Raw genomic sequence first — 1,607 nt, 5'->3', positions numbered from 1 at the left:
CGGCCGAAACCGCCCCCCCGGGCGAGGCGACAGCCGCCGCGCCGATGCCGGCGGCCAGCGGCGCGGCCGAAAGCGATTACGGCACCCCGGTCAAGGACCGCGTCGCCACGCTGGGCTTCCTCAACAAGCGCAACAACATCACGCAGGACATCGTGCTGCGTTCGGGCGAGGCGCGGCGCATCGGCAATGCCATCGTGCGCCTGGGCACATGCGAGCGCACCGCGCCGTGGGAAGACCCGGCCGAAACCGGCGCATTCGTCCAGCTGTTTGTGGAGGAACGCGCCACCACCGAGCAGAAGCTGACCTGGCACAAGGTCTTTTCCGGCTGGCTGTTCAAGAATTCGCCGTCGCTCAACGTGGTCGAGCACCCGGTCTATGATGTCTGGGTCAAGAACTGCGCGATGAAGTTCCCCGGCGAGGAAGACAGCCCAGCCTCGGCCGCTGCGGCCAAGAGCGCGGCAAAGCCTGCCGGCAAGCCCGCCGCCGCCCCTGCGGAAGAGCCCGATGACAACGCCCCGGCCGATGATGCCCCGGTGATGGAAGACGGCGGCACGCCTGCCGATTCGCCCACGCAGTAACGCCCCGCGTCGTCCAGCCGGGCAAGATAATCGGCCTGCGGGATTTCCACCGCCCCCAGCGAGGCCAGGTGCGGGGTGGAAAACTGGCAATCGAGCAAGACCACGCCGGCATGGCGCAGCGCCGCGACCAGCCAGGCCAGCGCCACTTTCGACGCATCGCTTTGCCGGCTGAACATGCTTTCGCCGCAGAATACGCGGGCAAAGCCCACGCCATAAAGCCCGCCCACCAAAGTGCGCCGGCCATCTGGCCCGGTTGCCCAGGTTTCGATCGAATGGGCATGGCCCAGGGTGTGGAGCGTGCGATAGCTTTCGCGGATACGCTGCGAAATCCAGCTGTCCTGCGCGCCATCGCGCGGGGCCGCGCACGAATCGATCACGGCATCGAACGCGGCGTTGCAGGTGACGGTAAAGCGCCCCCGGCGCAGCGTGCGCGCCAGCGAGTGCGAGCAATGAAATCCATCGAGCGGCAGGATCGCGCGCAGGCGCGGCTCCACCCAATAGACATCGGGATCGTCGCGGCTATCGGCCATGGGAAAGATCCCGGCGCGATAGGCCCTGAGCAGCAGATCGGGCGGAATGATGGAATTCACAGGTTGCAACATGATCGTTGAAAATCTTCATCCGCCGGTTGCGCTGCCCGCGTCAACCCATTAAGGGGCCGTCACGAGCACAGGAGCGTAGCTCAGTTGGTAGAGCATCGGTCTCCAAAACCGAGGGCCGTGGGTTCGAGTCCCCCCGCTCCTGCCATCACCACCGCGTGATGGCCATGTGTTGAATAGAGGCCGCAACCCGTTTGGGATGCGGCCTTTTTCATTGGTTCACCGCCGTTTCACAGCCCGCCCGTGGTTCCGCTGGCAGCGCCACCCGTGGTGGTGCCCGCGTGGCCGGCCCGGCTTCCCGCGCTGCCGGTTACGCTACCGCCCAGGGTCGATCCGCCGGTGGCGCCGGTCATAGCCCGGCCCATCGGATCGACCGGGCTGCGCAGCGTGCTGCCCAGCGCGCTTTGCGCTGTGCCGGTTGCGCCGCCCT

The 1,607-nt window shown here is 67.1% G+C and carries 1 protein-coding gene, 1 tRNA gene and 2 pseudogenes; 2 read left to right on the top strand and 2 right to left on the bottom strand.

What is annotated here, in order from left to right; genetic code table 11:
* Nucleotides 1-44 precede the first annotated feature (44 nt).
* Nucleotides 45-338 (top strand): annotated as a pseudogene (locus H926_RS30710) (DUF2155 domain-containing protein); the annotation flags it as partial.
* 35 nt (nucleotides 339-373) lie between these two features.
* Here H926_RS30710 and aat read toward each other — a convergent pair.
* Nucleotides 374-1,180, bottom strand: coding sequence for a leucyl/phenylalanyl-tRNA--protein transferase (gene aat, locus H926_RS31525; RefSeq protein WP_171794976.1), 807 nt, complete (start codon nucleotides 1,178-1,180; stop codon nucleotides 374-376).
* Between the two features lie 69 nt (nucleotides 1,181-1,249).
* Between aat and H926_RS0105535 the strand changes: the two genes are divergently transcribed.
* A tRNA-Trp gene (locus tag H926_RS0105535) sits at nucleotides 1,250-1,325 on the top strand.
* An 82-nt stretch (nucleotides 1,326-1,407) separates the two neighbouring features.
* On the opposite strand, the pseudogene H926_RS33035 reads toward H926_RS0105535, so the two are convergent.
* Nucleotides 1,408-1,607: pseudogene (locus tag H926_RS33035) on the bottom strand (hypothetical protein); the annotation flags it as partial.

Source organism: Novosphingobium sp. B-7, from assembly GCF_000410615.1.
Lineage (GTDB): Bacteria > Pseudomonadota > Alphaproteobacteria > Sphingomonadales > Sphingomonadaceae > Novosphingobium > Novosphingobium capsulatum.
This window is presented reverse-complemented; position numbering and strand designations above follow the sequence as displayed.